The sequence below is a fragment of the Paraburkholderia sp. GAS334 genome (assembly GCF_050436625.1).
Taxonomy (GTDB): Bacteria; Pseudomonadota; Gammaproteobacteria; order Burkholderiales; family Burkholderiaceae; genus Paraburkholderia.
Map to the genome: position 1 here is coordinate 385,365 of NZ_JBNDMO010000001.1, position 24,242 is coordinate 409,606.

At 60.8% G+C, this 24,242-nt stretch carries 21 protein-coding genes and 1 pseudogene; 15 read left to right on the forward strand and 7 right to left on the reverse strand.

The genetic code is table 11. From position 1 onward, the window contains the following. Positions 1-91 precede the first annotated feature (91 nt). Complete coding sequence (locus P3T21_RS01685; RefSeq protein ID WP_429254189.1) at positions 92-385, reverse strand: hypothetical protein; 294 nt, start codon at positions 383-385, stop codon at positions 92-94. Positions 386-494: 109 nt separating this feature from the next. Here P3T21_RS01685 and P3T21_RS01690 point away from each other — a divergent pair, with 109 nt between their 5' ends. From P3T21_RS01690 to P3T21_RS01730, 9 genes and pseudogenes are all read left to right on the forward strand, one after another. Continuing rightward, on the forward strand, positions 495-1,460 hold the full coding sequence (locus tag P3T21_RS01690) for a GlxA family transcriptional regulator (protein ID WP_429254190.1): 966 nt from the start codon (positions 495-497) through the stop codon (positions 1,458-1,460). 559 nt (positions 1,461-2,019) lie between these two features. Next, positions 2,020-3,363: a chromate efflux transporter gene (gene chrA / locus P3T21_RS01695; RefSeq protein WP_429254191.1), complete on the forward strand. Its 1,344-nt coding sequence runs from the start codon at positions 2,020-2,022 to the stop codon at positions 3,361-3,363. Positions 3,364-3,562: 199 nt separating this feature from the next. After that, entirely contained in the window at positions 3,563-3,838 is a 276-nt protein-coding gene (locus P3T21_RS01700) for a metal/formaldehyde-sensitive transcriptional repressor (RefSeq protein ID WP_429254192.1), read from the forward strand. A gap of 12 nt (positions 3,839-3,850) precedes the next feature. Continuing rightward, positions 3,851-5,116 (forward strand): CDF family Co(II)/Ni(II) efflux transporter DmeF, encoded by a 1,266-nt coding sequence (dmeF, locus tag P3T21_RS01705; protein ID WP_429254193.1) that lies wholly within the window; start codon positions 3,851-3,853, stop codon positions 5,114-5,116. Positions 5,117-5,119: 3 nt separating this feature from the next. Continuing rightward, positions 5,120-5,302, forward strand: a pseudogene (locus P3T21_RS01710) (DUF1289 domain-containing protein); the annotation flags it as partial. 107 nt (positions 5,303-5,409) lie between these two features. Next, positions 5,410-5,844, forward strand: coding sequence for a YeeE/YedE family protein (locus tag P3T21_RS01715; protein ID WP_429254194.1), 435 nt, complete (start codon positions 5,410-5,412; stop codon positions 5,842-5,844). A gap of 1 nt (position 5,845) precedes the next feature. Next, the gene (locus P3T21_RS01720; RefSeq protein ID WP_429254195.1) at positions 5,846-6,277 is read left to right on the forward strand and encodes a DUF6691 family protein; all 432 of its coding nucleotides are present in this window, start codon (positions 5,846-5,848) and stop codon (positions 6,275-6,277) included. A gap of 134 nt (positions 6,278-6,411) precedes the next feature. Further along, positions 6,412-6,789, forward strand: a complete 378-nt coding sequence (locus P3T21_RS01725; RefSeq protein WP_429254196.1) for a single-stranded DNA-binding protein — start codon at positions 6,412-6,414, stop codon at positions 6,787-6,789. Positions 6,790-6,955: 166 nt separating this feature from the next. Further along, positions 6,956-7,684, forward strand: a complete 729-nt coding sequence (locus P3T21_RS01730; RefSeq protein ID WP_429254197.1) for a FadR/GntR family transcriptional regulator — start codon at positions 6,956-6,958, stop codon at positions 7,682-7,684. A gap of 35 nt (positions 7,685-7,719) precedes the next feature. Here the strand turns inward: P3T21_RS01730 and P3T21_RS01735 are convergent, their stop codons facing one another. Next, a complete protein-coding gene (locus P3T21_RS01735) occupies positions 7,720-9,462 on the reverse strand; it encodes an IlvD/Edd family dehydratase (RefSeq protein ID WP_429254198.1) in 1,743 nt (580 codons plus the stop codon). 366 nt (positions 9,463-9,828) lie between these two features. Here P3T21_RS01735 and P3T21_RS01740 point away from each other — a divergent pair, with 366 nt between their 5' ends. The 4 genes from P3T21_RS01740 to P3T21_RS01755 all read left to right on the forward strand — a co-directional run bounded on the left by P3T21_RS01740 (position 9,829) and on the right by P3T21_RS01755 (position 14,052). Further along, positions 9,829-10,908, forward strand: coding sequence for a sugar ABC transporter substrate-binding protein (locus tag P3T21_RS01740; RefSeq protein WP_429254199.1), 1,080 nt, complete (start codon positions 9,829-9,831; stop codon positions 10,906-10,908). 8 nt (positions 10,909-10,916) lie between these two features. Beyond that, positions 10,917-11,906, forward strand: coding sequence for an ABC transporter permease (locus tag P3T21_RS01745; RefSeq protein ID WP_429254200.1), 990 nt, complete (start codon positions 10,917-10,919; stop codon positions 11,904-11,906). Further along, positions 11,906-12,676 (forward strand): ATP-binding cassette domain-containing protein, encoded by a 771-nt coding sequence (locus P3T21_RS01750; protein WP_429254201.1) that lies wholly within the window; start codon positions 11,906-11,908, stop codon positions 12,674-12,676. The genes P3T21_RS01745 and P3T21_RS01750 overlap by 1 nt, the downstream gene beginning before the upstream one ends. Positions 12,677-12,840: 164 nt before the next feature. Beyond that, positions 12,841-14,052 (forward strand): aromatic amino acid transaminase, encoded by a 1,212-nt coding sequence (locus tag P3T21_RS01755; protein ID WP_429254202.1) that lies wholly within the window; start codon positions 12,841-12,843, stop codon positions 14,050-14,052. 52 nt (positions 14,053-14,104) lie between these two features. Here P3T21_RS01755 and P3T21_RS01760 read toward each other — a convergent pair whose 3' ends face one another. Continuing rightward, positions 14,105-15,022 (reverse strand): pyridoxal-phosphate dependent enzyme, encoded by a 918-nt coding sequence (locus tag P3T21_RS01760; RefSeq protein WP_429254203.1) that lies wholly within the window; start codon positions 15,020-15,022, stop codon positions 14,105-14,107. A gap of 278 nt (positions 15,023-15,300) precedes the next feature. Between P3T21_RS01760 and zwf the strand changes: the two genes are divergently transcribed. Then, positions 15,301-16,764 carry a glucose-6-phosphate dehydrogenase gene (gene zwf / locus P3T21_RS01765; RefSeq protein ID WP_429254204.1) on the forward strand — a complete coding sequence of 488 codons (1,464 nt, stop codon included), beginning with the start codon at positions 15,301-15,303 and terminating at the stop codon, positions 16,762-16,764. A gap of 196 nt (positions 16,765-16,960) precedes the next feature. On the opposite strand, the gene P3T21_RS01770 is transcribed toward zwf, so the two are convergent. From P3T21_RS01770 to P3T21_RS01780, 3 genes are all read right to left on the reverse strand, one after another. Beyond that, positions 16,961-19,198: an NADP-dependent isocitrate dehydrogenase gene (locus P3T21_RS01770; RefSeq protein WP_429254205.1), complete on the reverse strand. Its 2,238-nt coding sequence runs from the start codon at positions 19,196-19,198 to the stop codon at positions 16,961-16,963. A 198-nt stretch (positions 19,199-19,396) separates the two neighbouring features. Continuing rightward, entirely contained in the window at positions 19,397-20,449 is a 1,053-nt protein-coding gene (locus P3T21_RS01775; protein WP_429254206.1) for a phytoene/squalene synthase family protein, read from the reverse strand. Between the two features lie 100 nt (positions 20,450-20,549). Beyond that, positions 20,550-21,668: a purine-nucleoside phosphorylase gene (locus P3T21_RS01780; protein WP_429254207.1), complete on the reverse strand. Its 1,119-nt coding sequence runs from the start codon at positions 21,666-21,668 to the stop codon at positions 20,550-20,552. 406 nt (positions 21,669-22,074) lie between these two features. On the opposite strand from P3T21_RS01780, the gene P3T21_RS01785 reads away from it, so the two are divergent. After that, on the forward strand, positions 22,075-22,668 hold the full coding sequence (locus tag P3T21_RS01785; RefSeq protein ID WP_429254208.1) for a hypothetical protein: 594 nt from the start codon (positions 22,075-22,077) through the stop codon (positions 22,666-22,668). 103 nt (positions 22,669-22,771) lie between these two features. Here the strand turns inward: P3T21_RS01785 and P3T21_RS01790 are convergent, their stop codons facing one another. After that, positions 22,772-24,232 carry an efflux transporter outer membrane subunit gene (locus P3T21_RS01790; RefSeq protein WP_429254209.1) on the reverse strand — a complete coding sequence of 487 codons (1,461 nt, stop codon included), beginning with the start codon at positions 24,230-24,232 and terminating at the stop codon, positions 22,772-22,774. Between the last annotated feature and the right edge of the window lie 10 nt (positions 24,233-24,242).

A 24,242-nucleotide genomic window follows, 5' to 3' on the forward strand; every position in this document is an offset into this window, starting at 1 on the left:
AAGCGCGAGAGGGAAGCCCTTCTGCAAGAGGCGCTTCGCGGCGACGCTGCCGGTTGCGCCGCCGATGTGTTCATCGACGGCGCTCCTGCGCTTACTTGCTTTGAATCAGAAGACCCAGCGGAGCGAGCGGACCGACGTGCATCAACTCATACTTTGCGTACCCGCCGGCCGTGAGCGGCAGGGCTTCTACCGTCGCCCTGGCCTCTTCGATCGTTTCGACGTTCATGAGGAAGATCACGCCGGGCTTATCCTGGCGGAACCAGAACTGCTCGATCTTGCCGTCGAGATAGAGCTTGAGCGTGGCAGGCACTTCGTTCGGCATGATCTGCTGGCGCTGTTCCGGCGAGAGCGGCTGAACGATCGATGCGACAGCTAAAACCTTCATGTGGATCTCCCTGGTTAAAGTTCATTGCGTTGTGCAACGGAGAGCACTGTAGTCGTCGCGGGCAAAAATCTGTATCGTCACAAATGCCAACTTTAGGGTCATTTACGCCATGCGCATTTCGGTGCTCGCTCTTGACGGATTATTCGATACCGGGCTCGCTGTGACGCTCGATGCGCTCACCGCCGCGAATGGGCTCGCTTCCCGCCTGATGGGCGGAACACCTCGTTTCGACGTATCAACCGTCGGCGTGCGCAAAAGAGTGCGTTCCGGCCAGGGCTTCACGATTCCCGTACAGGCCATCACGCCCGATCTGAAGCCGGACTGGGTGATCGTTCCGGCGCTGAATACGACGACTCCGGATCGGCTGGTCCCCGCTCTCGAACGGGCGGATGTGAGGCGCGCCGTCGCGCAACTGCTGACGTGGCATCGCGAAGGCGTACGTATTGCCGCTTCGTGTATCGGGACGTTCCTTGTGGCAGAGGCCGGCCTTCTCGATCATCGGGAGGCAACGACGACCTGGTCGCTTGCTCCGCTGTTTCGGCAACGCTATCCGCGTGTCTCGCTCGACGAGTCCCGCATGCTCGTGCCATCGGATATCGGCGTAACCGCTGGCGCAGCGATGGGACATCTCGATCTCGTCCTCTGGTTGATACGCACGGCGAGCCCGGAACTGGCGTCGCTCGTTTCACGCTACCTGCTGGCAGATATTCGCTCCCTGCAGGCGCCCTACATCATTCCCAACCATCTGGCGCAGGCCGATCCTTTGATCCAGCAATTCGAACGGTGGGCCCGGGATCATCTGAAGGAGGGATTTTCGCTGCAGGAAGCAGCTGGCGCGCTGGCGACCAGCATGCGGACACTGCAGCGCCGTTGTCAGGAAGTGCTCGGCAAGTCACCGCTTGCCTGGTTCCAGGATCTGCGCGTCGAACGCGCGCAATCCCTTCTTCACGGCAGCGGGCTCGATATTGAAGCGATTGCCGCGGAAGTTGGCTACGAAGACGGGGCAACGCTGCGCACGCTCTTGCGCCAGCGGCTCGGGCGAGGCGTGCGCGATCTGCGTGCCGAACTGCTGTAATGAAGCTGGTTCCTGACTCCATCCGATCAGGATACGTTTAAGCGGGCAACAGGAGGATGGATTCCAGTCAAGGCCAGCTACGCTCGCGGCGTGCCTTTGGGCTCGCTTTTCCATCCGGCGAAGTACAAAGAATCTTGTGGCGTAAACGGCTGCAAAGTTGTCGTTTATGCCTCGCGCGCAACTTGCGTGAGGGACGTGCGGCGCTCGTCCAGGCGATCTACGAAAAATCCTGACTGACCAACGCGAATCGCGCGTCGCAATCCGCGAAGACGCTTATGCCTGATTTTCGCGGACAGCTTATGCTTAACGGCACGATCAATGTGCCGTTAAGCATAAAGTGGCTATCTGCCTGACTCCCCGCCCGCGCATTTTGTTACCGCAGAAAAAGAAGCGGCCAGGCGGCGCCGGTAGTTCCGTCTTCACCGGCCTGCTATTGCTTCCCGGGGGCTCGATTGCGCTGCCTTTCGCCACGTGTGCGACAGCCCCTTGCAATCCTCCTTAATCAAAGTCCGCATGCGGAGGTTCAATGCAACAAAGTGAACCAGCGCCGGAAAGCGGAATGAGCAGGCAGCGCGTCGGGTCAGCCGGGTCGGTGTCCTTCGGTCAGGCGCTGCGGTACTGGCTTAGGCTAGGCTTTATCAGCTTCGGAGGGCCAGCCGGGCAGATTGCCATCATGCATCAGGACCTGGTCGAGCGAAAACGCTGGATTTCCGAGAAGCGATTCCTGCACGCATTGAACTATTGCATGATTCTTCCCGGACCCGAGGCGCAACAGCTTGCCACCTACATCGGTTGGCTAATGCATCGCACGTGGGGCGGCATCATTGCCGGGGCGCTCTTCGTACTCCCGTCGCTTTTCGTCTTGATTGCACTCTCCTGGGTCTACATGGCTTTCGGCAACGTCCCAGCCGTCGCAGGCGTGCTTTATGGGATCAAGCCAGCGGTCACGGCCATCGTGGTCTTCGCTGCATACCGGATTGGCTCGCGCGCACTGAAGAATGCGTGGCTGTGGTCGATTGCGGCCGCTGCATTCATCGCCATTTTCGTTGCGAATGTCCCGTTTCCGCTGATTGTCCTCGTCGCCGGCGTCATCGGGCATTTTGGCGGCAGGTACGCTCCGTCGAGATTCGTCGTTGGAGGAGGGCACAAGGCCGGTGAAAAGGCGTTTGGCCCCGCGGTCCTCGACGATGACACGCCCACTCCCCGACACGCGTTGTTCACGTGGAAGCGATTCACCGTCGTGCTCGCTGTCTTCATGCTTATCTGGCTCGCGGCTATCGCTGCACTTTCTTTCGTCTACGGTTGGGCCGGAACGCTAACCCAAATGGCCTGGTTCTTCACGAAAGCCGCCTTGTTAACGTTCGGGGGCGCATACGCAGTGCTGCCGTACGTCTATCAGGGTGCCGTCGATCATTATCACTGGTTGACCGCCCCGCAGATGATAGATGGCCTGGCTCTCGGAGAGACGACGCCCGGACCGCTCATCATGGTGGTCTCGTTTGTCGGGTTCGTTGGCGGCTGGACCAGGGCAGTGTTCGGGCCGGACGCTATGCTCGCATCCGCAGTCGTTGCGTCCATCGTCGTGACGTTCTTTACGTTCCTGCCGTCTTTCCTGTTCATTCTGCTCGGCGGACCATTCATCGAGACAACTCACGGTAACCTGAAATTCACCGCGCCTTTGACAGCCATTACCTCGGCGGTAGTTGGCGTCATCGTGAACCTCGCGGTTTTCTTCGCGCTTCACGTGTTGTGGCCACATGGCATGCAGGGCGGCTTTGACTGGCTATCGCTGCTTGTTGGCCTGGCCGCGGGCATCGCATTGTTTCGATTCAAGCTCGGCGTGATTCCGGTTGTGCTTGCGTGCGGCGTCATCGGTCTTGTACTGCGGTTGTTCATGTTATGACGCCGCTCGCGGATGTGAAGCCAGATTCCCGCCGCCATCAGTGCTGCCGCTAGCAGAACAGCAGGCGCGCAGTCAAACGCCCCGGCCGGGCTTAAACAAGTCCCCGCCACGAAAGGCGAAAGGGAGTCGAAAGATACCCCTTCCCCCTATACAAAAATTGCAAAAGATATATACTCCCCGGGGGTATAAGGGGAATGCGATGGGTCACACAGTTCAGGAAAAACAGAGGCTTCTCAACAGGGTTCGCCGCATCAAAGGTCAGGTAGAGGCCATTGAACGTGCACTGGAGGAAGAGCACGGTTGCGCCGATGTCCTGCAGCGAATTACGAGTTGTCGGGGAGCGATGAACGGCCTTCTTGCCGTGGTGCTGGAAGACCACATCAGGAATCACCTTGTCGATGCGGACACGGGCGAGGAGCCAGATGGCAGCGCGAGTGAACAGCTCATCGAAGTTGTTCACAGCTATTTCAGGTAAGCAGGGCTGGAAATGAGTGATTTCAAAAACGCCGCATTCGGCGCAGGACACGACCACATCTTTCTGGGTGCCGGTCACGAAAAGAACGAGCGTAAAACGTGGGCCGTGATTGCGCTGTGCAGCGCGATGATGCTGATTGAGATCGTTGGCGGAAGTATGTTCGGGTCGCTTGCGCTCGTGGCCGACGGCCTCCACATGTCGACACATGCAGGGGCAATGCTGATTGCGGCGCTTGCCTACACGTATGCGCGCAGGCATGCTGCCGATTCCCGCTTCGTATTCGGAACAGGCAAGCTGGGCGACCTCGCGGGATTCACCAGCGCCATTGTGCTCGCGATGATTGCCCTGCTGATCGGGTACGAGGCGGTCTCGCGTTTTCTGTCGCCGGTGCCAATTCATTTCGGCGAAGCGATACCCATCGCAGTGGTTGGCCTGCTGGTCAATCTGGCGAGTGTGTGGCTGTTGAGCGGCGATCATCACGGTCACAGTCACGGCCATGTTCATGGTCATGATGACCACGCTCACGAAGAGGCAGCACAGACGATTTCTACTCCGTCCGGTGTATTCGCCGTTTCCATCTTCGAAGATGGCGTGCCGCCCGTTTTCCGCATTGCGCCGGCCTCGGCGAGCTCACAACTGGACGCTTTGGCCGTGTCGGTGACGACTATCCGACCAGACGGTGCGCAGCAGGTATTTACGTTGGCAGACCGTGGTGCTTACCTGGAATCGAAGGAAGACATTCCTGAGCCACACGCTTTTAAGGCCATCGTGCGGATGCCGGACGGCGAGCACGAGGTCGAATTCGCAGAGCATGAGCATGGCCACGACGCGCATGACGCAGCTACGCGGGACCACAACATCCGCTCCGCGTACATCCACGTTATGGCTGACGCGGCTGTATCCGTGCTGGCCATCATTGGCCTCGTGCTGGCGCGGACGTTTGGATGGCTCTGGATGGACCCGTTGGCGGGTGTCATCGGGGCATTGGTGATTGCAAACTGGTCGTACGGATTGATGCGCGACACCGGAGCGATTCTGCTCGACATGAATCCCGACCGGCGCATGGCGGAGAACGTGCGTTATGCGATAGAAGACCGGGGCGACAAAGTCGTAGATCTGCATGTGTGGCGGGTGGGTCCGGGTCACATGAGCGCGGTGGTGTCGGTGGCGACGAATGAGCCCCAGCGGGACTCGCGCTTCTATCATGCCGTGCTCGAGCGCTTCAAGGGGCTGTCGCATGTCACGGTGGAAGTACAACCCTCGCAAGCGGCGGCCTGACCCATGGCAGTCGAGTCACCGTGCGTCGACGTTTGTAAGATTGATGGCAAGTCCGGTTTATGCGTTGGATGCTTTCGCACACGCGATGAAATTCGCGGATGGAAGCATATGACCGACCACCGACGCCATCAGGTGATTAACGACAGGTCGAGCCGGAAGGCGAAGCTGCAGCGCGAATCACCAGACTCGTTGGTGCGGGCAGAGAATGCCGTGGGCGGCACCCTGCAGGCCAGCGAGCCGGCTGAACGCAATGCCGGCTTCCCGCGCGAGCATCGAGAAGACAAGGAGGGGCCATGTTGATTGATCTGGAAAGTTTCACGCCAGGCTTGTCCCTCACCGGCGGCCTTCTGATTGGCGCTGCCGCCGCCGTGCTGGTTTTCTTTAACGGACGTATCGCCGGCATCAGCGGCATTCTCGGTGGTCTGTCTGGCATGCCGGACAAGGATGTGGGATGGCGTATCGCCTTTCTCGCTGGACTTGTCGGGGCACCCATCCTCGCAAGCTTGCTGGGCAAATCGATAGCGCCTGATATCCAGGCTGGGTGGAGCGAAATCATCGTTGCCGGATTTCTTGTCGGCATCGGCACACGTTACGCCAGCGGATGCACAAGCGGCCACGGCGTCTGCGGCATCTCACGCGGCTCGATTCGCTCACTTGTGGCGACGGCGACATTCATGGCGAGTGGTTTTTTGACCGTGTTCGTGCACAGACATCTGCTGGGAGGCTGAGATGGGGCTGCTCACTGCGTTACTTTCCGGGCTGCTATTTGGCGTCGGCTTGATGGTGTCCGGCATGGCCAATCCGGCGAAGGTATTGGGGTTTCTCGACATCGTGGGACGATGGGATCCCTCGCTCGCATTCGTGATGGCCGGCGCGATAGCTGTCGGCGCGATGGCCTTTCTTTTTGCCAGACGCCGGAAGACTTCCCTGCTGGGGGCGCCCATGCGGATTCCCACTAGCGCGGATGTAACACTGAGGCTTGTTCTGGGTAGCGCGGTGTTCGGCGTGGGCTGGGGACTTGCAGGATTTTGTCCGGGGCCCGCACTGGTTGCGCTGGGCGCTGGCTTTCCTAAAGGGTGGGGTTTTGTTGTCGCCATGCTCGCAGGAATGGCTGTCTTCGAGTGGCTGGAGCAGGCGAAATTGAGTCGGCAGCAAGCCTGAGTTGCTGCCTGGAAAGTGCTCTTTCCCGCTAGCCGGCCGGTCTGCTTCGATGAGAGGGTGGCCCGACTCTCAGACGCCGGAGCAGTCACGTCAGATAGAGGCGACGAAGCAGGGAACTGACGAGGAGAAGCAACATGATTGATGGACTGATAGCTGGACGCCTGTACGGCGAAGCCCAGATCCGGACAGGACAGAACGGGAAGCGGTTTGTGACGTGCAAGGTGCGGGCAACCGCCGGCGACGGGGATACGCTTTTCGTCAACGTGATTGCTTTCGATGACGACGTGCAATCGGCGTTGCTGGCTCTGGGTGACGCCGATAGCGTGGCACTGACCGGCGCCCTGACGCCGAAGGTCTGGACGGACAAGAACGGTCTTGTGAAACCTGCGCTCGACATGGTCGCGCACGGGATCCTTACGGCGTATCACGTCCGCCGCAAGAGGCAAGCCGTCAGCGGCGAATCAGCGTCGCACGACCCTCACGCCGGGGATCACCTGGATGACCCGATATGAACCGGCTGGCCGCCCGGACCATGCCGGATATCGCGTGCTATGCTTGACCACGCAACGGACTTCCACGAAACAGACCTGTATCTGCGTCGACGATGAGGTAAGCGCCGTCTCAAACGTCGCACAGGTCGGCACAGGGCTGAGTCGGGCACGACCGCGATCGCTGACCATGGACTATCGTCATCTGCAACAGCGCAAGAGCCTGCACGGCCGCATCGTGCAAGAACTCGGCATGGGTATCGTGAGCGGCAAGGTGCAGCCGGGCCAGCGGTTGCCCGCTGAAGCTGTACTGTGCGAGCGCTATGGTGTCAGTCGCCCCGTACTGCGCGAGGCGACCCGTGTGCTCGTGGCAAAAGGGCTGGTGGTGTCGAAACCGCGTGTCGGCAGTGTCGTGAAGCCGCGCGCGGAGTGGCACATGCTTGACCCTGATGTCCTGTACTGGACGATCAACAGCATTCCGGAAGGCGAATTCTTCAGTTCCCTCCTGACCGTGCGCCGCATCATCGAACCCGCGGCGGCCGCACTCGCCGCCACCGCAGCGACAAACGACGATCTTGCGCGCATCGCGTCCGCTTACGACCAGATGGAGCGTGCGGAAACCGCAAGCGCGCTGCTGGATCCCGATCTCGAGTTTCACCGCGCAATCATGGCGGCCACCCATAACGATATGCTGGCCTATATCGGCAACATGCTGTCGCTCGCCCTGTCGGAATCGATCAAGCTGACGAGTCGCCATCCAGACACGCATGCGCTTTCGTTACCGCGCCACAAGGCGATTCTGACCGCGATCCAGAGCCGTGACCCGCTCGGCGCGCGACACGCAAGTCTGGTCCAGCTCGACAATGCGCGCGCGGACGCTGAGCGTATTCTGGAAACCGGCAGCCATCACCCGGCGTAACCGTCACCCGGATGCGATAGCAGCGCCTGCGTCGGTCAATGCGAATGTCGCGGCACTTCCGCGCCCCGGCAGCCCACCAGGAAATCGAAGTCACAGCCCTGATCGGCCTGCAATACGTGCTCCACGTACAGATGCCGGTAGCCGCTCGCATCGGCGGGATCGTCTTGCCGGGCTTGACTCCACGCTGCGAGACGCGCAGCCAGTTCGTCGTCGCTGACGTCCAGATACAGGCGCCCGGCATCGCAGTTCACCTCGATCCAGTCTCCGTCCTGGACCACCGCAAGCGGGCCGCCCGCGCGAGCCTCGGGTGCTACGTGGAGCACCACCGTGCCGTATGCCGTGCCGCTCATCCGCGCATCGGATATGCGCACCATGTCCGTCACGCCTTGTGCCAGCAGTTTCGGCGGCAGGCCCATGTTGCCTACCTCCGCCATGCCGGGATAGCCCTTGGGACCGCAGTTTTTCAATACCAGCACCGAATCGGCGGTCACGTCCAGGTCGGGTAGGCCAATGCGTGCCTTGTAGTCTTCGAAGCTCTCGAACACCACCGCCCGCCCGCGATGCCTGAGCAGCGCGGGCGTGGAGGCAGAAGGCTTGAGCACCGCCCCGTTCGGCGCGAGGTTGCCGCGCAGCACGTATAAGCCGCCATCGGGGAAGATCGGGTTGTCTAACGTGCGGATGACTTCGTCGTTGTAGAGCGGGGCGTCCTTGCAGTTTTCCCATAAAGACTGACCATTCGCGGTCAACGCACCAGGATGCGGCAGCAGACCGCCTTCGCCGAGGCGGCGCAATACCGCAGGCAGACCACCTGCGTAATAGAACTCCTCCATCAGGTAGCGGCCCGACGGCTGCAGATCGACCAGCGTCGGCGTGCCGCGTCCGATCCGGGTCCAGTCATCGAGTTCGAGGCTCACGCCGATGCGGCCCGCGATGGCTTTCAGATGAATCGCCGCATTCGTCGAACCGCCGATCGCCGCATTCACACGAATCGCGTTTTCGAATGCTTCGCGCGTGAGCAGTTTCGACAGACGCAGATCCTCAAGCGCCATCTGCACGATCCGCATGCCCGACATATGCGCCAGTACGTAGCGGCGCGCGTCGACTGCGGGAATCGCGGCGTTGTGAGGGAGTGTCACGCCAAGCGCTTCGGCCATGCAGGCCATCGTCGAAGCGGTTCCCATCGTATTGCACGTGCCCGCCGAACGCGACATACCGGCTTCCGCCGACATGAAGTCGTGCAGGGAAATTTTGCCCGCCTTTACCTGCTCGCTCAATTGCCAGACGATCGTGCCGGAGCCGATATCGCGCCCTTGATGCTTGCCGTTGAGCATCGGGCCGCCGCTTACGACGATCGCCGGCACATCGCAGCTTGCCGCGCCCATCAGCAGCGCGGGGGTCGTTTTGTCACAACCGACCAGCAACACGACCGCGTCGATCGGATTGCCGCGAATCGACTCTTCAACGTCCATGCTCGCAAGATTGCGTGTGAGCATCGCCGTGGGACGCAGGTTCGACTCGCCATTGGAAAACACGGGGAATTCAACCGGAAAGCCGCCTGCTTCCAGCACGCCGCGCTTCACGTGTTCGGCGAGCTTGCGAAAATGCGCATTACACGGCGTCAACTCGGACCACGTGTTGCAGATCCCAATAATTGGCTTGCCGTGAAACTCGTGATCGGGAATGCCCTGGTTTTTCATCCAGCTTCGATACATGAAGCCGTTCTTGTCGGCTGAGCCGAACCATTGGGCAGAGCGTAGCGGGCGCGTTCCGTTCTTCATGTCCCTTTCCTCCTTGACGCTACCTCGATAGTAATACTATTAAAGTGGCACATAGTGCGGATCGTATCGATAACGCGCGACCCGCGGAAAACGAACCAGACCCGTCCCGTCATCGTGTTGCGCTGCACCGCTGGCTGCGACTACGGAAAGCTGCGTTGTGCCGCGAAAATTAATTAGTCGGACTAGTTAAGGGTATACATCGATTAATAGGTAAAAGTGCGTGATATAGCATTTTCGGCAGGGTAGTCATGCGTACGCGCGTGCACGCGGGTTTCGTGGATGTAGTGATGCCCGGCTCCGGTGCTTTTCCGACCTGCGCCGTCATGCACCGTGAAGTGTTTAACAACTGAGAGACGGGAGAATGAGATGGCGCACGAGCAGGAAGACAAGGACGAAGTGCAGGGCATGCGTCGCGGGTTGCTACAGGGCGCTGGCCTGACTGCAGCACTGGCGCTACTGGGTGGCGCGATCACGCCGGCGCAGGCGGCGGAAGCGGCTCCGTTCCCGGCGCACAAGCGCTGGAAGATCGTATTCGTCAACCATGTCACCACGAATCCGTTCTTCGTTCCAACGCAATATGGCATTCAGGACGCGACCGCTTTGCTTGGGATGGACTACCAGTGGACCGGCTCGGCCAACGCCGACATTGCCGAAATGGTGAACGCGGTGAACGCGGCGATTGCCGGAAAAGCGGACGCAATCGCTGTACCGATCGTCGACCCGAAGGCGTTCGACAAACCGATCCAGGCCGCGCTCGACGCCGGCATTCCTGTCTTTGCCTATAACGCCGATGCGCCCTCGGGCTCGTCGAATCCGCGCCTCGCCTATATCGGACAGGATCTGTACCTGTCTGGCTACCAGATGGGCGAACGCATCGTGAGCCTCATCGATAGCGGCCTCGTCGGGCTCTTTATCGCAACGCCAGGTCAGCTGAACATTCAACCCCGGCTTGACGGCGCAGTGGCTGCAATCAAGAAATCGGGCAAGAAGATCGACGTGCAAACCATCGCCACCGGCGCGACCGTCAACGAAGAATTATCGAAGATAAAGTCGTTCTTCCTGGGCCACCAGGATCTCAAGGGCATGTTCGCGGTTGACGCGGGCAGTACCCAGGGCGTCGCAGAGGTGATGAAAGAATCTAACCTGCCTTCCAAAGGCGTCCATGGCGGCGGCTTTGATCTGTTGCCACGCACGGTCGATCTGATCCACGACGGCTTCCTCGACTTCACGATCGACCAGCAGCCTTATGTGCAGGGTTTTTATACCGTGGTGGAGGCGTTCATCTTTCTCGCGTCCGGTGGCCTTGTTGGACCGGCCAATATCAACACGGGCCTGAAGTTCGTCACCAAGGGCTCGGTCGATCCTTATCTGACCACTTCGACGCGCTATGAAGGCAAGAGCACGAAAGCCCAGATCGTGCCACGCACGGGTGCGATCAAAGGGTGACATCCTCCGTGGCGGACGCCAAAAAGTCCCTCAGACGCCCGAGGCGCTGGTCAGGCGCACTCGGGCGTTCCAGCGAGATCCGCATCTTTGCGGTCGCGCTCATCCTCTCTGTGTACTTCGAGACAGTCAATCATGACTTCCTGCTGACCAGCGCGAGCCTCCAGAATCTCTCGCAGTTCATCGCCCCGGTGGCGATCATTGCCTTTGGCGAAATCATGCTGATGATTGGTGGGGAGATCGATCTCTCCGCCGGGATGGTCTTTGCGTTTGCGCCGTTCATCATGCATTTTGCTCTTGAGGCCGGCTTGCCCACATGGCTTGCAATCCTCACCGGAGTGACTGCGGCGGGCCTTGTCGGGCTGATTAACGGCGCCGTGACGGTGTACCTGCGCATCCCATCCTTTGTGACGACGCTGGGTACGTTGTTCTTCGTGAACGGCCTCACGCTGACGATCTCACGCGGTACACCGGTTTCGCCGCCGGAGAATTCAGCTTTTGCGGCGATCATGGGGGGATGGGGTTACAGCGAGATCATCTGGACGCTCGCCATTGCCGCGGCGATGCACGTGCTGCTTCGCTATACACGCTGGGGTTTGCATACGATCGCGTCGGGAGCGAATCCGCTAGGCGCAAGCGAAGCGGGGATACACGTCAGGCGCCTGAAGCTCGGAAACTTCATTCTTGCCGCCCTGCTTGCCGGCTTTACCGGCATCCTGGAAGGCTTTCGTATAACGTCGATCGATCCGCAAGCGGGCGGTAACCAGATCATGTTTCTCGCAGTTGCCGCCGCTGTGATTGGCGGTACGCCGCTAGCGGGTGGATCGGGCACGATCATTGGTGGTTTGATCGGTGCAGCGGTGCTTGGCATTCTCAACGACGGCTTCACGCTGATCGGCATCAACGCCTTCACTTTCAACATGATTCTCGGCGCAGCCATCCTCGGGGCCATGATCTTCAACATCCATGTCGTTCGTCTCGCGCGCAAGGGAGAGCTGTGATGTCCGAGGTGCTGGAGGCGCTGCGCGGCGAAGATATCGTCAAACGTTTCGGCGCGGTCACCGCGCTCGATGGCGTATCGCTGACGCTAAGACATGGCGAGATCCTCGGCATCCTCGGCGACAATGGCGCAGGCAAATCGACGTTGATCAAGATTCTGACGGGGTTTCATCAGCAGACAAGTGGCAAGCTTTTTGTGGGCGGCGAGGAAACAGCACTTCGCTCGGTCGATCACGCCCGTTCGCTAGGCATCGAATGCGTCTACCAGGATCTGGCCCTCGCCAATTCGCTGAGCATTTATCACAACATGTTCCTGAACCGGGAAATCATACGTCGAGGGCCGTTTCGACTGTTGAACAACCGTGCAATGCGTAACCGCGCCGCGGAGTGTCTTGAAGAAATCGGCGTGCACGTGCCGTCGGTGGACCTGCCGGTCGAGCAGCTTTCCGGTGGGCAGCGGCAGGCTATCGCGGTTGCTCGCGCGGTCAATTCGAATGCACGGATACTGCTGCTCGACGAACCGCTTGCCGCGATGGGTGCCCGCGAGGCCGGACTGATCATCGACCTGATTCTTCGGCTCAAGGAGAAAGGTGGCCTGTCTATCGTGATGATCATGCACAACTACGCGCAGACGCTCGATATCGCGGATCGTGTGATGCTGATGCAGCGTGGACGCGTGACCTACCAGCGGGAGGCCGCCAGCACGTCGGTCGCGGAGCTGATGGATATCGTGCGACGCGAATATCGGGCCATGCGGACAGGGACGCAATGACGCCAGCCGGCGCAAAGCCGGCGCGCGAACGGCTGACGATTGAGCCGATCGAGCATGGATTTGATCCTTATTGGCCTGTGCACTTTGCGATCAGTCGGATAAGCTCGCAGGGTCGGGCATATCGTAATCCGCGCGCCCGCTGCCATACATGAAGGAAGAAGGCCATGTTCGAAAATGTGCCAGCTTATGCCGGCGATCCGATTCTTTCCCTGAACGAAGACTTCCAGCGCGATCCGCGTACCAACAAGGTAAACCTGAGCATCGGCGTGTATTTCGACGATGCGGGCAGGCTGCCCGTGATGAGTGCGGTGCAGGCTGTCGAAGCCTCGCTGCTCCAGACCGTGTCGCCGCGCAGCTATCTGCCGATGGCGGGTCATACCGGCTATCGTGACGCCGCCCAGGCGCTGGTCTTTGGCGCAAACCATGACGCACGTGTTGCCGGCCGCATCGCGACGCTCCAGACGCTCGGCGGCTCGGGCGCACTCAAGGTGGCCGCTGATTTCCTGCACCGGCACTTGCCGGCTTCGCAGATATGGATCAGCGATCCGAGCTGGGAGAATCATCGCGTGGTGTTCGAAAGCGCTGGCATTACCGTCAACAGCTACCCGTACTACGATCCGGACACGGGTGGTCTGCGCTTCGATGCGATGCGTGACGCGATCGACGCCTTACCCGAGCGTAGCGTCGTCCTGCTGCATGCCTGTTGTCACAACCCGACGGGCGTCGATCTCGACCGGTCGCAATGGACTGAACTGATACCGGTACTTCAGCGCCGGAAGCTCATCGCATTTGTCGACATGGCGTACCAGGGTTTCGGCGATGGACTCGAAGAAGACGCCGCCTGTGTGCGCCAGCTAGCGGACGCCGGTGTGCCGCTGATCGTAGCCAGTTCGTTCTCGAAGAACTTTTCGTTGTACGGCGAGCGTTGCGGCGCGCTGAGCGTCGTCTGCCGCGACGCTGAACAGGCGCAGCGCGTGCTCGGGCAGCTAACCTTCGCGATCCGCTCGAACTACAGCAGTCCGCCCACGCACGGTGCGAAGCTGGTAGCAGGCGTTCTGTCGGATGCTTCGCTGCGCGCAGCCTGGGAAAACGAACTCGCCACCATGCGGCAGCGAATCAAGGCGATGCGCGGCAAGATCCACGGCGGACTTGCCGGGCATGTCGACGAAGTGTTGCGCGAACGCTATCAATCGCAGGTTGGCATGTTCACGTACACAGGGCTGAGCGAGCAGCAGGTCGACAGGCTGCGCGATGAACATGCGATCTATCTGCTGCGCTCGGGACGGATGTGCGTCGCGGGCCTCAATCAGCAGAATGTCGACTATGTGGCGTCCGCAATCGCATCGGTAGCCGCGAATCCCGGCGCGAAGGAATAATCAAGACGTTCGTCCGACAAATCGATCGTGCTGGTACGCCCGCGTTGCGTCGTCAGGCCGCTGCAAGGAACTGATCGAGCTGGACGGCCGTCACGCCGACCCCACCGCAGACGATCACGAGCACCTTGCTGAAACCGTTCAGTACGGCCGCGTGGTCGTAGACCGGCGCGAGACTCGCGCCACATGCGGGTTCGACCAGCACGCGGTGATCGTCGAGAAAGCGCTTGCATGCCGTGACGGCGGCGTGGTCCGTGACTGTGACAGGCCGGATGTCCGCGGTCATTGCAAGGGCGAAGGCCTGCTCCGAAACCTGCTTCGCCCCCAGCGATGTTGCGACGCTCCGAATCGCGTCCAGTTCGATTCGCCTGCCTGCCTTAACCGACTGCACGAGCGAGTCCGCACCTTCCGTCTCCACTGCGATGATGGGAACGTGTGCGAGCCCGTTGCGGCGCAGACCTTCGTGGACGCCACAAAGCAGCCCGCCGCCGCCCACCGAAAGCACCACTGCGTCGGGTTCTTCGCCGGCTGCAACGATTTCGTCGATGATCGTCGCGTGGCCGGTCCATAGCAGTGGATCGTCGAACGGATGGATGAATGCATCCGTTTCACCGACCAGTGAAAGTGCCTTGCCATTCGCTTCCTGCCACGTCGCGCCGTGCACGATCACTTCGGCGCCTTCCAGTGCGATCAGGTCTTTCGCCCGCTGAGTGGTGGTTTGCGGAACGATCACAACGGCAGGCAGACCAAGCCGCCGCGCGGCATACGCTACTGCGATGCCCGCGTTACCGCCAGAAGAAGAAATGAAGCGCCGCTTGCCCCGGCGTGCATACTCTTCGCACGCGTAGCCGATTCCGCGAATCTTGAATGATCCTGCAGGCTGCAGTGCGTCGAGCTTGAGAAGGACGGAGGCGCCGGCGGCGAGGCTAAGAGGCTGGGAGGTGAGTAACGGTGTTTGAATATGGAGCGGCATTGGAAATCCGGAAAACAAGGCGTACCTGAGCGTACCTGAAATGCCCGATCGATGCGTCGCCATGGTAACGGGGCGATTCCGGCAGTCGACCGTGGGAGCAGGTTCTGCCATGAGCGGCCGACCCAAAACCGGCCCGCTTTTTATCTGGCTCAGCGTAGACTGGCGGAACGTCGGCGCAAGACTCGCCGCTCGCCGCCTTGAAGCGCCAGTTCCCGGCGGGGCTACCTTCAGCTCGCATCCGTGTCGTCAAACGTCGTTCATCTGAAAGGATTTGCACGATGGCGAAGATCTCTCCTGGAGTGGGTCCGCGGTTTCCACAGGTTGTCGTCCTCTTCGGGGCCACAGGTGATCTGGCGCGACGCAAGCTGTTGCCCGGTCTGTTCCATCTTTCGAGTGCGGGTTTCATTCCGGGTTGCCGGATCATCGCGGTCGCACTCGAGGACATCGCCCCCGATGCTTTTCGCCAGATAGCACGCGAATCGCTCAATGAGTTTTCTTCCCGCAGGATCGTCGAGGCGGAATGGGATACCTTCGCGGGCAACCTCGATTATCTGCCGCTAGGCGCAGGCGCGAGCGCCCTCAAGGGAGCGGTCGAGAGGGCTGAGCAGACATTCGAAGGCGAGTGCCGACGCCTGCACTATCTGAGCGTACCGCCGAGCGCTGCGTTGTCCGCCGTGCGGATGCTGAGTGAGGCGGGTCTTGTCGAGCGCTCGCGGATCATCATGGAAAAGCCCTTTGGCACCGATCTGGTGAGTTCGGTATCGCTGAATGCGAAGCTGCACGAAGTGTTCGAAGAAGAGCAGATTTTCCGGATCGACCACTTCCTTGGGAAAGAGCCCGCACAGAACATTCTCGCGTTCCGCTTCGCGAACGGTCTTTTCGAACCTATCTGGAATCGCAACTTCATCGACCACGTTCAGATCGACGTCCCGGAGACGCTCGGGCTCGGCAAGCGCGCGGGATTCTACGAGCAGACGGGCGCGTTTCGCGACATGGTGGTCACGCACCTGTTCCAGATCCTCGCGTTCATGGCGATGGAGCCGCCGACATCGCTTGAGCCTTCGCCGATCAGCGAAGAAAAGAACAAGGTATTTCGCAGCATGCTGCCCATCCAGCCGGGCGACGTCGTGCGCGGACAGTACACAGGGTATCGGGCGGAGGAGGGCGTCGGCGCCGAATCGGAAACGGAGACCTTCATCGCGCTGAAATGCTCGATCGATAACTGGCGCTGGGCCGGCGTGCCGTTCTATCTGCGCACCGGGAAGCGCATGGCGGAAGGGCAACGGATCATTTCCATCGCGTTTCGCGAGCCGCCAAAGAGTATGTTCCCGGCGGGATCAGGCGTCGGCGCGCAAGGCCCCGATCATCTGACATTCGACCTGGCTGACGCATCGAAGATGTCGCTTTCGTTTTACGGCAAACGTCCGGGTCCTGGCATGCGGCTGGACAAACTGAGTCTCCAGTTCGCAATGCATGACACGGGGCTGATTGGCGATGTGCTTGAAGCGTACGAGCGGTTGATCCTCGACGCCATGCGCGGAGATCGCACGCTGTTCACGACGGCTGAGGGCATCGAGCGGTTGTGGCAGGTGTCGACCGCATTGCTCGAATCGCCTCCACCGGTTCGCTTCTATGCGCCGGGGTCATGGGGGCCGAATGCGATCCATCAACTCGTCGCACCGCGTGCGTGGCGGCTTCCGTTCGAGCGGGCCTGGCGGGATCCAAACAAGGCGGGGAACTGACATCATTCGAGATGCCGGCGAGATGTTGTGAGAGGGGTGTGTGTGCCAGGAAACCGGTTCGAACTGCGGGACAGTTCTCACGATACTTCGGTCCGGTCACCCTTCCGGCTGCGAGCCGGAAGGTGACGATCAACGCGGTGCCTGACAGGAGCCGGGGAGCCGCGTTGATCGACTACGACAGGCGCAACCGCCGCCTTTAACCCTGAGCCGCGGCCAGCGCGGCGTTCAGCGTTTTGCTCGGACGCATGACGGCGTCGAGCTTTTCGGCGTCCGGACGATAGTAGCCACCGATGTCTGCCGCTTCGCCTTGCACAGCCGACAGTTCGCCGACGATGGTCTGCTCGTTCCCGGTCAGTTGCTTCGCCAGCGGCGCGAACTGTGCGGCGAGCGCTGCGTCATCGGTCTGCGCCGCGAGTTCCTGGGCCCAGTACATCGCGAGGTAGAACTGGCTGCCACGGTTGTCCAGCTGCCCGGTCTTGGGCGACGGATTCTTGTTGTTCTCCAGCAGCTTGCCCGTGGCGGCATCCAGCGTCGTGGCCAGGATCCTGGCCTTGCCGTTGCCGGTCTTGATGCCGAGTTCTTCCAGCGACACAGCCAGCGCCAGGAATTCACCCAGCGAATCCCAGCGCAGGTGGTTTTCTTCCACCAGTTGCTTGACGTGCTTCGGCGCCGAGCCGCCTGCACCGGTTTCGTACATGCCGCCGCCAGCCATCAGCGGGACGATGGAGAGCATCTTGGCGCTGGTGCCCAGTTCCATGATCGGGAACAGGTCGGTCAGGTAATCGCGCAGGATGTTGCCTGTGACCGAGATCGTATCGAGACCGCGGATCACGCGTTCCAGCGTGTAACGCATCGCGCGCACCTGCGACATGATCTGGATGTCGAGGCCTTCGGTGTCGTGATCCTTGAGGTAGGTCTCGACCTTCTTGATCATCTCGGCTTCGTGCGGACGGTACGGGTCGAGCCAGAACACGGCCGGCATGCCGGAGTTGCGCGCGCGCGTCACGGCGAGCTTGACCCAGTCGCGGATCGGCGCGTCCTTGACCTGGCACATGCGCCAGATGTCACCTTGCTCGACGGTCTGCACCAGCAGTACTTCGCCCGTTGCATTGTCGACGATGCGGGCTTCGCCGGCTTCCGGCACTTCGAACGTCTTGTCGTGCGAACCGTATTCTTCAGCCTGCTGCGCCATCAGCCCGACGTTGGGCACCGTGCCCATCGTCACCGGGTCGAAGTTGCCGTTCGTCTTGCAGAAGTTGATGATCTCCTGATAGATGCGGGCAAACGTGCTTTCCGGGATCACCGCCTTCGTGTCCTTCGGACGGCCGTCGGCGCCCCACATCTTGCCGCCGATACGGATCATTGCCGGCATCGACGCGTCGACGATCACGTCGTTCGGTGCGTGCAGGTTGGAGATGCCCTTGGCCGAATCCACCATGGCCAGTTCCGGGCGATGTTCGTGACAGGCGTGCATGTCCCGGATGATTTCCTCGCGCTTGGAGCTCGGCAGCGATTCCAGCTTGTCGTACAGGTTGACGAGACCGTTGTTGACGTTCACGCCCAGTTCGTCGAACAGCTTGCCGTGTTTCTCGAAGGCTTCCTTGTAGAAGATCTTCACTGCGTGGCCGAAGACGATCGGGTGCGAGACCTTCATCATCGTTGCCTTCACGTGCAGCGAGAACATCACGCCGGTTTTGCGGGCGTCTTCCATCTGTTCTTCGTAGAAGTCGCACAGCGCGTTCTTGCTCATGAACATGCTGTCGATGATTTCGCCGTCCAGCAGCGGCACCTTCGACTTCAGCACGATCGTCTTGCCGCTCTTCGTGACCAGTTCCATATTCACGTCGCGGGCGCCGTTCACGGTCATGGATTTTTCGCCATGATAGAAGTCGCCATGCTTCATGTGCGCCACGTGCGTGCGCGAAGCCATGCTCCATTCACCCATGCTGTGCGGGTTCTTGCGCGCGTAGTTCTTCACGGCGGCGGGTGCGCGGCGATCCGAGTTGCCTTCGCGCAGCACCGGATTCACGGCGCTGCCGAGGCATCGGGAGTAGCGCTGGCGAATCGCTTTCTCGGCTTCGGTCTTCGGCTCTTCCGGGAAATCCGGCACCTTGTAGCCCTTGCCCTGCAGTTCCCTGATCGCGCCGACCAGCTGGTGCACGGACGCGCTGATGTTCGGCAGCTTGATGATGTTGGTGTCCGGCAGCAACGTCAGACGGCCGAGTTCGGCCAGGTTGTCCGGCACGCGTTGTTCTTCGGTCAGAAACTCCGGGAACTCACCCAGGATGCGGCCAGCCACCGAGATATCGCTGGTGGTGACGTTGATTCCAGCCGGCGCGGTGAACGTGCGGATGATGGGCAGGAATGCACGGGTCGCCAGCAGGGGCGCTTCGTCGGTGAGGGTGTAGATAATCGTGGGTTGCTGGGTACTCATCGCGTGTCTCTAGAACAGAAAACAGGGTGGGAAAAGCCGCCGGCCGCGCACACGCCGGCACCAATGACCGAATTTTGCCTGATTTTGCATTCGCAAGGACTTTGCCTCGCACTGCAAACGCAAAACGCAAATTTTACCTGCAGACGGGGTTGGGCGTGTGAAAGTGTCGTGTGGTGTCGGCGTTGCGTATCGCTGCGCTCAGCGCCCCAACCGGTTTTCGATCCTTCCTATCAACCGTCCGGTCCAGCCACGGATCAGTCTGTCTGACGCTACGACCGGTATCGAATACGCGATAACCTGATACACCGTGTTCCGTTTCACCTTGGAGACCTTCGCCGGATCGAGCCACGCGTCGTTATCGACCAGCAGCAATAGCGTCTCCAGCCCGATCACAATGGGCCACAAACAGGCCAGCCGCAGCCGCACCGAATGCGCCGGAATGGCGAGCGTGTATTCGACCGCCTCGCGAAAATGATCGATCGTCTTGCGGACAAGTTCGAACATGAGCGGCTGCGCGCGAACTGAATGCTCCGGCAGCAGCAGATCCTGCGGACTCAGACCGAACGGGTCCAGCATCGTCGACGGAATGTAGCAGCGGCCGATACGCAGATCCTTGCCGCAATCGCGCAGCACGTTGGTCAGTTGCAGCGCCTTGCCGAAACGTACGCCACGATTCAACGTCGTATCGGGCTGGCCTTTGAGTGTGCCTGGGATATGCGCCCAGGTCATCTTCGTCCAGAATTCCCCGACGCATCCCGCCACCAGATACGTGTACCGGTCGAGCTCCGCGAATTCGCGTAACGCGACAATCTGCCCCGATGACTCATCTGGGAACGTACGGAGATCGAATTCCATGCCTTCGGTCAGCGTCGACACGATCTCACGCACCGCGTCCCGATCGGACTCGCTCAATTGCGCGAGTACGGCCAGAGCAGGGCCGAGCGACTCGAGCAGAACCTTTTCGTCTGAATGCGTCTGCTGCGCCGCTACTTCCACGGCCATGCGGTGCAGGAGCGCATCGTCGTCTGCGGCGCCATTGACCTGCGCGCGAAGCGCCAGCAGCATCTCCAGTCTTTGCCCGGGCGGAATCAGCGATGTATCCGCAATCGTGTCCGCAGCACGCGCCAGAAGGTACGCGAGGCCGACCGGATCGCGCATTTCGATCGGCAGTACGCGCAGCGTGAGGTAGAAGGAACGTGAGACGCCCTTCAGGAGCGGACCGAGAAGGAAGGCCCGGGCAGGGTTACGCATAGAGGTGGGTTCGGGTCGGTATTGGAAAATCAAACGCTGCCGGATTGTACCTGGCAAACTGCTTTCGTTCGCTCTTTCCGCGACCGGCCCGCCCGACCCGTCAACGCGACGGCACCCCCTCGCGCCATTCGCCCCAGTGCGTGGCGATGTCCTGCACGAGCGGATTGCCGGCTCGATAGAGATTCTCGATAGCCGGCCCGAAGCCACCCTGCGCCGCATAGTTGAGGAGGTTATCGGAAGCACTCTGGCCGTCATAAGGCCGATCAAAATCCGAACCCGAACGGAGCGCCGCGACGCGACTCAGATCGACACGCCCGGTGCTCGCCGCGCGCTTGAGCGCCTCATACGTTGCGTTGTCTTCCTGCTGGGTCGTGCAGTACGTGCCCTGGCCATCGGTCAGTAACTTCGTCCAGTACCGCGCGCGCTCGCCGATGTATTTACCCGACCACCAGGTATCGCCCGCCAGCGTGTCGCACTGGATCACCTTCGGCGGCTGGTTGGCCGGCGCGTAGTTGAACTTCGCGCGCGCGTTCTGCGCATCGGGGCTATCCAGCAGCGTCACGTTTTGCGAAAGCTTGTACGCCGTATCGGCAAGCGTCGCGTTCAGCGCGAAGACTTCAGTGCGGTAATCGAGCGGCGGCTTGTCCGTGGGCGATTTCGTGTTGATGCCAAGGAAGCCGCTGGGCCAGCTATCAGGCTTTTCGCGGGCGTCGATTTCCCACTGAATGCCGAAATCAACCAGGTACTTCGCCCATGCCGCCGATCCGAGCGTGCCCTGCGCCGGATCGATTCCCGCGATGCCCGCAATCATGAAGTACGTGCGGCGCAGGTTGAATTTATCGGAGAAGGTGAGCGCCATCAGCGATGCGGCCGCGTTCGAGTGTCCCATCCCCGTCGTCATGACGCAGATGTCCTGGCGGTTGCAATGCACTTCGGGGTAGTCGGGAGAGAGTCCGGGCACCTTGATGGCTTTCCATGGACCGAGGTGGTCGAGCCACACCTGTCCTTCCGGTCCGAACATCGAGATGATCATCACTTTCACGTCGTGGCCGCCACCGGCGGGGCGGCCGAAGGCCTCGGAATCCTGCGCGACACCCGGCAAACACACACCGAATGTGCAGGCTGCGACGAATGTTGCCGCGATTGCGGTCCGTGCGACAGGTGTCCCGTGCGGGTCGCGGTGAACCAGGGCTTTCTTGAACTGCGTTATCACGTTCATCGGGCGGCTCCCTCAGGTTGGAAGGCGGATGCATGAGCGGGCGGTTGGACGTCGCATCCGGGACGCTGTGTCCATCCATGTTCCCGGTTGAGGAGTATAGGACGCAAAAAATCATATGGTTCACTGGATGATTCGATGGCTACGCGACACGGCATGGGCCATGCGCCACGCTTCACCGCCTGGTCAATTCTGCTCATGGATGTGCGCTGATGCGGCATGCATAGTACGAAAAAACATTGTGTCCGCTTCGGCCAGGCAAACGTCGCATTCCGGAACTCCCGAGAGCAGGTCCAGAACATACTGGCTAACGCGTTAAGCGCATGGCAGCATGGCAGCGTTGTCTGCACGTTCGCTTAACCAGAATTAAGCGTTAAAAACATTCTTGCTGCCGCCAAAGGAGACCTCCATGAACCTGCGCCATACGATGCGGTGGCCGGGCTACGTCGCAATATTGTTCCTGATGTCGTTTCTGGCCATGCCCATGTTCGCGCAGGCAGACGACGAAGCAGCGGCAAGCGCCGTCGTGCCACCCCCCGCGTCAAAGCCTAAGACAGACTGGGCGGAGCGATTGCGCGAAGCCACGGTCAAGGAGGGGCAACCCATTCTGCTCGTCGTGCATTCGGCTAAAGACTGCGTGTATTGCACGCGATGGAAAGGATCGCTGGGCGGAAAGGGTGAATTCGAATCGTGGGCGCAAAACCGGCCCGACGTTCATCTGGTCATCGTGGAACGCGGGGCCATCGCGAGTGCCGAACGCGCGGAAGACTACCCCGACACCATGCAATGGCTGTTCAAACGAAATGTGGAACGCACGCAGCTTCAGCCAGGCACACCGATGTTCGAAGTCTTTGTGGTGAAGAAAATGGTCTGGCGTTCCTATGGTTATCATTCCTGGGCGCGCGACGTGTTTCCGGCGCTAAAGGATCTGGATAGTCGCCGGTCATCCGCCGTGTCTGCGACAGACCCGGGTGGTGAGGTGTTATCGAACGCGTCGCGCTAGCGTCAAACGGGAGCTTCACGCGTCACGTGACGTTATCGGGTACACGTACCGTCGATCGACGACGGGCAGGATTCGCGTGGCCGGAAAATGGAAACGCATTCATTCATTTCAGGGCCTGGTTTTCGACGCTCTGCCAGCCGCCACCCAACGACTGGAACAGTGCAGCCGTATCGGCCAAGCGATCGGCCTGCGCGCGGGTCCGGTCGATCGAAGTCTGTAGCACCTGGCGCTGCGTGTCGAGAAGCCCAGACTGGCTGACTCCGCCCGCAGCATATTGCGCATGCGCGATGTCGAAGCTCGCTTGCGCCTGCTGCGCGGCGTCGTCGCGCGCCTGCAGTTCGCGTGCGTCTTCATTTAGCGCTGTCAGCGTATCCGCGACCTGTTGCAGTGCCTGGAGCACCGTTTGCTGATAGCCGGCGAGCGCGGCGTCATAGGCGGCCTGTGCCGAACGCTTCTTTGCCCGCAGCTCGCCGCCGCGGAAAACAGGTTGCGTGAGATTCAGCCCAATGTTCCAGATGTTCAATCCGCTCACCACGTCCTGCACATTTGTGCGCTCCGAACCGATCCCCGCTGAGAGCGAAAACTGCGGATACAGATTGGCCGTCGCCACGCCCACGTTCGCGCTCGCCTGATGCAACAGAGCCTCAGATGCACGGATGTCGGGGCGTTCGCGTGCGAGCGTCGACGGCAGCGTGAGCGGCACAGTGTCGGGCAGATGGAGCGAATCCAGCGTGAGTTCGGCGAAGTCCGCTTTCGATGGCGCCACGCCAAGCAGGATCGCAAGTTGATGATCGGCCTGGGCGAGTTGCGTCCTGAGCGGCGGCAGCGATGCGCGCGTCTGGGCCAGCAGCGTGCGCTGGGTGCGCACGTCGAGTTGCGAAACGCCACCCGCCGCGAAGCGTGCCTCGATGATGGCAAGCTGGTTTGTCTGCGTGTCGGCGAGCTGCTGGGTGAGCGCAATCTGTTGTTGCAACGATGCGCGTCGCACGGCGGTCGAGACGACATTGCCCGCAATCGAAAGCCGCGCTGCGTCAAGTTCGTACCCCGCGTAATCGACCTGCGCCATGGTCGCCTCGAGCGCGCGACGGTTGACGCCAAAAATATCGAACGCGTATGACACGCTAACGGACGCATTGAACAGCGAAAACGGCCCCGGATTCTGCACGTGCGGAATGCCGAATGCAGCGAGATCGACCTGTTGCCGCGTGCCGGAGAGGGTCGCATCGACGCTCGGGAACTGCGTCGAGCCGAACTGTGCGTTGTAGTCTTCACGCGCTTCGACCAGTTTTGCACGGGCCTGTGTGAGAGTGGGGCTTTGCTGCAAGGCCTCGTCGACGATACGGTTGAGCGCATCCGAATGGAATTGCTCCCACCACATCGGCGTGGCGTGCGCGGCCGTAGTCAATGTTTGCGACGATCCTGCCGCGCCACTGGCAGCTGCGGTCGTAGCAGGCAGCGTTTCGCGCGTATAGGTCTCAGTGTCTGGCGCGGCGGGAGCGCGAAAATCCGGGCCGACGGTGCAGCCGCACAGCGCGATGGCGCACAGGAATGCGAGGGGTTTCATCGACGTTTCT

Coding starts and splice junctions, on each gene's coding strand:
- P3T21_RS01790 (WP_429254209.1), bottom strand. CDS start 24,232: ATGAAACCCCTCGCATTCCTGTGCGCCATCGCGCTGTGCGGCTGCACC.
- P3T21_RS01700 (WP_429254192.1), top strand. CDS start 3,563: ATGGGTCACACAGTTCAGGAAAAACAGAGGCTTCTCAACAGGGTTCGC.
- P3T21_RS01775 (WP_429254206.1), bottom strand. CDS start 20,449: ATGCGTAACCCTGCCCGGGCCTTCCTTCTCGGTCCGCTCCTGAAGGGC.
- P3T21_RS01730 (WP_429254197.1), top strand. CDS start 6,956: ATGGACTATCGTCATCTGCAACAGCGCAAGAGCCTGCACGGCCGCATC.
- P3T21_RS01770 (WP_429254205.1), bottom strand. CDS start 19,198: ATGAGTACCCAGCAACCCACGATTATCTACACCCTCACCGACGAAGCG.
- P3T21_RS01720 (WP_429254195.1), top strand. CDS start 5,846: ATGGGGCTGCTCACTGCGTTACTTTCCGGGCTGCTATTTGGCGTCGGC.
- P3T21_RS01690 (WP_429254190.1), top strand. CDS start 495: ATGCGCATTTCGGTGCTCGCTCTTGACGGATTATTCGATACCGGGCTC.
- P3T21_RS01755 (WP_429254202.1), top strand. CDS start 12,841: ATGTTCGAAAATGTGCCAGCTTATGCCGGCGATCCGATTCTTTCCCTG.
- P3T21_RS01735 (WP_429254198.1), bottom strand. CDS start 9,462: ATGAAGAACGGAACGCGCCCGCTACGCTCTGCCCAATGGTTCGGCTCA.
- P3T21_RS01685 (WP_429254189.1), bottom strand. CDS start 385: ATGAAGGTTTTAGCTGTCGCATCGATCGTTCAGCCGCTCTCGCCGGAA.
- P3T21_RS01715 (WP_429254194.1), top strand. CDS start 5,410: ATGTTGATTGATCTGGAAAGTTTCACGCCAGGCTTGTCCCTCACCGGC.
- P3T21_RS01725 (WP_429254196.1), top strand. CDS start 6,412: ATGATTGATGGACTGATAGCTGGACGCCTGTACGGCGAAGCCCAGATC.
- P3T21_RS01785 (WP_429254208.1), top strand. CDS start 22,075: ATGAACCTGCGCCATACGATGCGGTGGCCGGGCTACGTCGCAATATTG.
- P3T21_RS01750 (WP_429254201.1), top strand. CDS start 11,906: ATGTCCGAGGTGCTGGAGGCGCTGCGCGGCGAAGATATCGTCAAACGT.
- P3T21_RS01740 (WP_429254199.1), top strand. CDS start 9,829: ATGGCGCACGAGCAGGAAGACAAGGACGAAGTGCAGGGCATGCGTCGC.
- dmeF (WP_429254193.1), top strand. CDS start 3,851: ATGAGTGATTTCAAAAACGCCGCATTCGGCGCAGGACACGACCACATC.
- P3T21_RS01780 (WP_429254207.1), bottom strand. CDS start 21,668: ATGAACGTGATAACGCAGTTCAAGAAAGCCCTGGTTCACCGCGACCCG.
- zwf (WP_429254204.1), top strand. CDS start 15,301: ATGGCGAAGATCTCTCCTGGAGTGGGTCCGCGGTTTCCACAGGTTGTC.
- chrA (WP_429254191.1), top strand. CDS start 2,020: ATGAGCAGGCAGCGCGTCGGGTCAGCCGGGTCGGTGTCCTTCGGTCAG.
- P3T21_RS01760 (WP_429254203.1), bottom strand. CDS start 15,022: ATGCCGCTCCATATTCAAACACCGTTACTCACCTCCCAGCCTCTTAGC.